Origin of the sequence: Zoogloea sp. (assembly GCF_028689785.1) — a bacterium.
Classification (GTDB): domain Bacteria; phylum Pseudomonadota; class Gammaproteobacteria; order Burkholderiales; family Rhodocyclaceae; genus Zoogloea.
In genome coordinates this window covers 1-5,795 of the sequence record NZ_JAQVCN010000114.1, presented here as the reverse complement: position 1 = coordinate 5,795, position 5,795 = coordinate 1, and the positions used below count along the sequence as shown (strand labels likewise).

At 61.7% G+C, this 5,795-nt stretch carries 6 protein-coding genes; all 6 read right to left on the bottom strand.

Annotation, left to right across the window (positions count from 1 at the left end; genetic code table 11):
• Positions 1-55: 55 nt before the first annotated feature.
• Positions 56-346 (bottom strand): hypothetical protein, encoded by a 291-nt coding sequence (locus tag PHI64_RS23275; protein WP_148581700.1) that lies wholly within the window; start codon positions 344-346, stop codon positions 56-58.
• A gap of 55 nt (positions 347-401) precedes the next feature.
• Entirely contained in the window at positions 402-752 is a 351-nt protein-coding gene (locus PHI64_RS23270; RefSeq protein WP_299888731.1) for a hypothetical protein, read from the bottom strand.
• Positions 753-844: 92 nt separating this feature from the next.
• A complete protein-coding gene (locus PHI64_RS23265) occupies positions 845-3,217 on the bottom strand; it encodes a heavy metal translocating P-type ATPase (protein ID WP_299888729.1) in 2,373 nt (790 codons plus the stop codon).
• Between the two features lie 41 nt (positions 3,218-3,258).
• Complete coding sequence (locus PHI64_RS23260; protein ID WP_299888726.1) at positions 3,259-3,909, bottom strand: isoprenylcysteine carboxylmethyltransferase family protein; 651 nt, start codon at positions 3,907-3,909, stop codon at positions 3,259-3,261.
• Complete coding sequence (locus tag PHI64_RS23255) at positions 3,896-4,162, bottom strand: DUF2933 domain-containing protein (protein ID WP_299888723.1); 267 nt, start codon at positions 4,160-4,162, stop codon at positions 3,896-3,898. Before PHI64_RS23255 ends, PHI64_RS23260 begins: the two co-directional genes overlap by 14 nt.
• A 242-nt stretch (positions 4,163-4,404) precedes the next feature.
• On the bottom strand, positions 4,405-5,795 hold a 1,391-nt coding region (locus PHI64_RS23250), incomplete at its 5' end, for an efflux RND transporter permease subunit (protein ID WP_299888720.1).

The following is a 5,795-nucleotide window of genomic DNA, read 5'->3' as shown; positions in this document are numbered from 1 at the left end:
AGAGACATGACCCGATGATTACATTCCTGTCAGCTTTCTCTTGAGCGCTGCGCCGCTAGCGCTTCGGAAGTGCGGCCAGGAATGCCTTCTGAAATTCCAGCGTGCACGAAAGCAGTGCCGACCAGTGGTCCACCGCAATCCGGCCACTTGCCGCGGTGAAACCCGCAACGTCTCCCTGCAACAGCGCTTTGGGGTCGTGGTCAGCCTGATGCACCCACTTCTGCATCGTCTCGGTGGTCAATGTCGTCACCTGCTCACCGTAGGTGAAGCCCAGACGGCAGAGTCCGGCCGCTACGTCGAGATTGGCCTGAAGACGCGCTCTCAGGTCTTCGTTCGCTTCTTGCATGATGTTCCCCTGTCCAGGCCGAACCGCACGAGACTCACGCCGGCTCGGCAATGACTTATTTGCCAAGACTCTCCGCCAGGTCGCGATGCCCCTTTTCCAGTGCCCGGGCCTCTTGGGCCGCTTCCTTGAGCTTGGTCTTCAGATTGCTGCAGTGGGCCGCCCACAAACCCGCATCACCTCTCGGACGGCCAGAGTAAGAGGCCGCCATTTTTTCGTGTTGCTTGGCTTCCGTTTCGTAACTCACAGCCTTCTTGGCAAAGTAGTCGGCGATACGTTGGTGGTCAGCCGCAGTTGAAGCACTGGAAATGGCCTCCGGGATCTCTGCAACGGGGGGCGTTGATGAACAAGCACCCAAGGTCAGGATCAGTGCTACGCCAGCAAGTGTCACACCTAAATTGCGTTTCATGATGTTGCCTCCTTGTGAGTTCGCACGCTCAGTGTGCGATCTGGCGACTGACAAAGGGGTGACGCAACCATTACATCCCTGTCCTTGAAATGTCAGGAAGTCTGTTTGCCTGTCTCTGCCTTCCTGAGGCGCAGTGCATTGCCGACCACGCTGGCCGACGAAAAACTCATCGCCAGGGCGGCAATCATCGGCGAGAGAACCAGTCCATATGCCGGATAGAGGGCGCCGGCGGCAATCGGGACTCCGAGGGCGTTGTAGAGAAACGCGAAGGCCAGGTTCTGCCGCATGTTGCGGACCGTGGCGACTGATAGCGCACGGGCACGGGCAATGCCTCTCAGATCGCCTTTGACGAGGGTCAGCTGCGCACTGTTCATGGCCACATCGGTCCCGGTTCCCATGGCGATGCCGACATCGGCCTTGGCGAGGGCTGGTGCGTCGTTGATGCCGTCACCGGCCATCGCCACGACATGTCCTTCGCGCTGAAACCTCTCCACGAGCGCAAGTTTGTCGGCCGGCTTTACCTCTCCGTAGACCTCATCGATACCCAGCCGCTGGCCCACCGCGCGTGCGGTGGTCAAACCATCTCCAGTCGCCATCACTACGCGTAGCCCGGCCGCCCGCAGGCTCGCCAAGGCTTCCGGCGTACTTGCCTTGATCGGATCGGAAACAGCCAGCAGACCGAGAAGCTGCCCATCACAGGCAAGATGGATCACGCTGGCCCCACTCTTGCGGAGTTCCTCGGCGTGTTCGGCAAGTTCGGTGGAGGGTCCAAGCTCGATACCCTCCTGCGCCATCAGCGTCACGTTACCGAGGGCCAGGCGTCGCCCTCCAATGATGCCGTGTACGCCAATACCGCTCGCCGACTCGAACTGCTCGACCTTGTCGAGGCTCATCCCCCGCTCACGCGCCGCACGCACAATGGCATCGGCCAGAGGATGTTCACTGCCTTGGTCGAGACTGGCGGCGAGCCGGAGAATCTCGTCCTCGCTGTTGCTTTGCAAGGCGACGGCCCGCTCGAACGCGGGGCGCCCTTCGGTCAGGGTGCCGGTCTTGTCCACGATCAGCGTGTCGATCCGGCGCAGATCCTCGATTGCAGCGGCATCCCTAAAGAGGATGCCCTGCGTGGCGGCCTTGCCGGTCGCCACCATGATCGACATTGGGGTTGCCAGCCCAAGGGCGCAGGGGCAGGCAATGATCAACACCGAGACGGCGCTGATGAGTCCGAAGACCCAGCCCTGATCGCCTCCAAACAGCCCCCAGGCAAAGAAGCTGGCGAAGGCGACGGTGACCACCGCGGCGACAAAATACCCGGCCACCACGTCGGCCAGACGTTGCATCGGGGCCCTGGAACGCTGGGCCTGGGCGACCATCTGCACGATCTGTGCAAGCATGGTTTGCGCGCCCACCTTCTCCGAACGGATAACGAGACTGCCGGAGGTGTTCATCGTTGCACCGATCACCTTGTCCGGTGCCTGCTTGCTGACCGGCAAGGGTTCGCCGGTCAGCATCGACTCATCGACCGAACTGCTTCCTTCGACCACCACGCCGTCCACCGGCACTTTCTCGCCGGGCCGGACGCGCAGGAGATCGTCGACATGGACATGGTTGAGCGGAACATCCTCTTCACTGCCATCGGCCAGGATCCGCCGTGCGGTCTTCGGTGCCAGGCCCAGCAGCGACTTGATTGCCGCCGAGGTCTGCGAACGGGCGCGCAGCTCCAGCATCTGGCCGAGCAGCGTCAGCGAAATGATGACGGCCGCCGCCTCGAAATAAACGCCGATCCGGCCATGGGCCATGAACGACAGTGGAAACACGCCGGGCGCCAGCGTCGCGACGACGCTGTAAATAAAAGCCGCGCCCGTACCGAGGCTGATCAGCGTCCACATGTTGGGACTGCGATGGACCACCGACTGCGCGCCCCGAACAAAGAAGGGCCAACCCGCCCACAGAACGACGGGCACGCTCAGGACCAGCTCCACGCCACTGCGAAGGGCCGGCGGCAGGCCGCCGAGCAGATGGCCTGCCATGGCCAGGAACACCACCACAACGGTAAACGGCAAACTGAACCAGAAACGCCGACGGAAATCCCGGTATTCGCTGTTGTCGTCTTCGGTCGCCAGATCAGGCAGGACCGGTTCGAGCGCCATCCCGCATTTCGGGCAGTCTCCCGGACCGATCTGCCGGATCTCCGGATGCATCGGGCAGGTGTATTCGGTGCCGGGATCGGTGACGGCGGGCTTTGCAGGCTGCAAGTACCCACGCGGGCCTGCATCAAATTTGGTCTTGCATTTGCTGCTGCAGAAGCGGTAAGTCACGCCTTCCCACTCACTTTGGAAAGTCGATTCCGGCTGCACCGTCATTCCGCAGACCGGGTCTGTCGCGCTTCCTGGTGCGGCCTGCCCAGAAGAGGACGGAACGTGATGATGGGCAGGGTCGTGCACGTGTCCGGACGCTGGGGATGTCATGACAACTCCTTTTTGTCTCGACCTTGATCGTTACCCGGCCTTCAAGGTGACGTCGGGTGGCTGCCCCACTTTGGCCACCATCCGGGCGTTCTGAGCAGGTAGTCGCGGTATTCCTCGCCGAATGCGTCCAGTGCCTGTCTTTCTTCCCGTCTCGCCAGGCGGATGTAAGTCATAAGCAAGATAGGAAACAGGGTGAGCGTGACCAGGGTCGGCCACTGCAGCAGGAAGCCGATCATGATGAGAATGAAGGCGGCGTACTGGGGATGACGGATTCGGGCGTAGGGGCCCGTCGAGGCCAGCGTCTGCGCTTTCTGCGCGGCATAGAGCACTGGCCAGGCATCAGCGAGGAGCCAGAAACCGCCGAGGATGAAGAGACTGGACAGGAGGTGGAAAGGGCCGAAATGAGGATTGGCCTTCCAGCCGAAAATCATTTCGGGCAGATGCCCCGCGTCATGGGAAAGCCAGTTGATGCCCGGAAAGTGCTCCGACAACCAGCCCGAGAGCAGATAGATGGTCAGCGGAAAGCCATACATCTCCGTGAACAGGGCGACGACAAAAGCCGAGAACATGCCCAGCGTTCGCCAGTCCTGCTTGCTCTGCGGCTTGAAGTAACTGGCGGCAAACAGGATGAAGAAGATCGAGTTGATGGCGACGAGCGTCCACAACCCATAATCACCGTTACTGGCGTCCATGGCCGTCTCCTCCTTCACCGGTATCGCGGTCATGCGACTTGTGGGCACCGTGATGGCCATGCATGAAGCGGTGCATCAGGGGGCAGGCCAGCAGAAACAGGTAGGGCAATACACCAAACAGATGCGCGCGGTGTTCCGTCAGCAGGTAGAACAGGGCAATCGCGGCAAACACCCACCACACCCACTTGCCGCGCCGGAAATGGTGGGAATGACCATCAGTTCCAGTTTGGGATGGCTCACGAGAATCGATCATCACGGCCTCCTACGTTGCAGGACAAGAATCAGCGCGGCGTCAGTGGACGGCTACTGCACGCCAGGGTGCCGGCGTGGGCCGCATTTTCCAGTTCGTTGTGCTCGAAAAACCGCCACAGGCTGCGCCGGAAGGTATGCAGGCCCGGCGACAAGCACATCCATTCCGCACAACGGATCACGGCTGCTTGATACAGGACGGGGTGGCATCGCCGATCACCTCTTTGGCCCATCAATGCGTTCAAACTAGCTTTCCTGGCCCCGATCCAGCCGCCACTGTTTCACCAGTGTGTAGATCGCCGGGATCACCGCCAGGGTCAGCACCGTCGAGGAGATCATTCCGCCGACCATCGGCGCGGCGATGCGGCTCATCACCTCGGAGCCGGTGCCCGTCCCCCACATGATCGGCAAGAGGCCGGCCATGATGGCGACGACGGTCATCATCTTCGGCCGCACGCGCTCGACAGCGCCCTCCATCACGGCTGCGTAGAGATCACTGACGTTCGGACTGCGGCCACTCTCGCGGCACGTCGCCTTCACGGCTTCCCAGGCATGGTCGAGATAGATCAGCATCACCACGCCGGTTTCCGCCGCCACGCCGGCCAGTGCGATGAAGCCCACCGCCACAGCCACCGACAGGTTGTAGCCGAGCAGCCACATCAGCCACACCCCGCCGACCAGCGCGAAAGGCACGGACAACATGACGATCAGCGTTTCGGTGATGCGCCGGAAGTTCAGATAGAGCAGCAGGAAGATGGTCAGCAACGTGATCGGGATGACAACCTTCATCTTCTCGATGGCGCGCTCCATGAACTCGAACTGACCGCTCCAAGTGACGTAGTAACCCGGCGGGAACTTGATCTGCTCGGCGACCGCCTTCTTCGCATCGGCCACGTAACCACCGATGTCCCGATCGCGGATGTCCACGAAAATATAGGCCGACAACAAGGCGTTCTCCGTGCGGATGCCCGGGGTACCTTTCTCCACCTTGACCTTCGCCAACTGCCCCAGCGGCACCATCGTCCCCCCCATGGTCGGCACCAGCACTTCACGGGCAATCTGCTGCGGGTCGGAGCGCAGCTCGCGCGGGTAGCGCACCGTCACGCCAAAGCGCTCACGCCCCTCAACGGTGGTGGTCACCATCTCACCACCCAGCGCGCTGCCGATCACATCCTGCAACTCGCCAACGGAAAGACCGTAGCGGGCCAGTTGCTCCCGGTCCGGTTCGATATTGAGGTAGAAGCCGCCAGTGATGCGCTCGGCAAAGGCACTGGTGGTGCCCGGCACTGCCTTCACCACGGTCTCGATTTCCTTGGCCAGCTTCTCCATCTCGTCCAGATCCTTGCCGAAGACCTTGATGCCGATCGGCGTGCGGATGCCGGTGGACAGCATGTCGGTGCGCGCCTTGATGGGCATCGTCCAGGCGTTGGCCACGCCGGGAAACTGCAGCGCCTTGTCGAGCTCTGCGATCAGCGTGTCGGTCGTCATGCCCGGCCGCCATTCGGCTTGCGGCTTGAGGTTGATGACGGTCTCGAACATCTCGGTCGGTGCCGGGTCGGTGGCCGTATTGGCACGGCCGGCCTTACCGAAAACCGATTCGACCTCCGGGAAGCTCTTGATAATCTTGTCCTGGGTCT

What these genes read in the sequence shown, in the direction of transcription:
- PHI64_RS23265 (WP_299888729.1), bottom strand. Translation starts at nt 3,217, where the DNA reads ATGACATCCCCAGCGTCCGGACACGTGCACGACCCTGCCCATCATCAC.
- PHI64_RS23270 (WP_299888731.1), bottom strand. Translation starts at nt 752, where the DNA reads ATGAAACGCAATTTAGGTGTGACACTTGCTGGCGTAGCACTGATCCTG.
- PHI64_RS23275 (WP_148581700.1), bottom strand. Translation starts at nt 346, where the DNA reads ATGCAAGAAGCGAACGAAGACCTGAGAGCGCGTCTTCAGGCCAATCTC.
- PHI64_RS23260 (WP_299888726.1), bottom strand. Translation starts at nt 3,909, where the DNA reads ATGGACGCCAGTAACGGTGATTATGGGTTGTGGACGCTCGTCGCCATC.
- PHI64_RS23255 (WP_299888723.1), bottom strand. Translation starts at nt 4,162, where the DNA reads ATGATCGATTCTCGTGAGCCATCCCAAACTGGAACTGATGGTCATTCC.